This is a genomic window from Pseudomonas sp. PDM02, from assembly GCF_014852285.1.
GTDB classification, from domain to species: domain Bacteria; phylum Pseudomonadota; class Gammaproteobacteria; order Pseudomonadales; family Pseudomonadaceae; genus Aquipseudomonas; species Aquipseudomonas migulae.
This window is the reverse complement of record NZ_JACVBL010000034.1, coordinates 1-584: the sequence shown is the minus strand read 5'-3', so window position 1 is coordinate 584 and position 584 is coordinate 1. Positions and strand designations below refer to the sequence as shown.

Annotated in this window: 2 tRNA genes and 1 rRNA gene; all 3 read right to left on the bottom strand. The window is 46.9% G+C overall.

From position 1 onward, the window contains the following. Positions 1–257: 257 nt before the first annotated feature. A tRNA-Ala gene (locus IB245_RS28910) sits at positions 258–333 on the bottom strand. 28 nt (positions 334–361) lie between these two features. Further along, positions 362–438: transfer RNA gene (locus IB245_RS28905), tRNA-Ile, on the bottom strand. 82 nt (positions 439–520) lie between these two features. After that, a 16S ribosomal RNA gene (locus IB245_RS28900) occupies positions 521–584 on the bottom strand; the annotation flags it as partial.

The window sequence follows — 584 nt, the reverse complement described above, 5'->3', positions numbered from 1 at the left end:
TATGCGCTTCTTCACTTGACCATATAACCCCAAGCAATCTGGTTATACTGTGAAGACGACATTCGCCGAAAATTCGCGATTAAACTCACAAATTTTACCTTAGCCTGAATAAACACCAGTGAAAGTGTTATCCAGTCTATCTTTCTATCACATACCCAAATTTTTAAAGAACGATCTAGCCAAAGACTAGAAATCAACATTCACCACCATCACGATGGAATGCTCATTTCTAAGCTTTATACAATCAGAAGCAGTAGTGGTGGAGCCAAACGGGATCGAACCGTTGACCTCCTGCGTGCAAGGCAGGCGCTCTCCCAGCTGAGCTATGGCCCCGTATTGCTACAGGATCCCACACAAAAATTGGTGGGTCTGGGCAGATTCGAACTGCCGACCTCACCCTTATCAGGGGTGCGCTCTAACCAACTGAGCTACAGACCCAATTTCGGGCTGCTTCTTATCGTCTTCTTCAATGAATCAAGCAATTCGTGTGGGAACTTATGGAGCAGCTGATGTCGTCGATTAAGGAGGTGATCCAGCCGCAGGTTCCCCTACGGCTACCTTGTTACGACTTCACCCCAGTCATG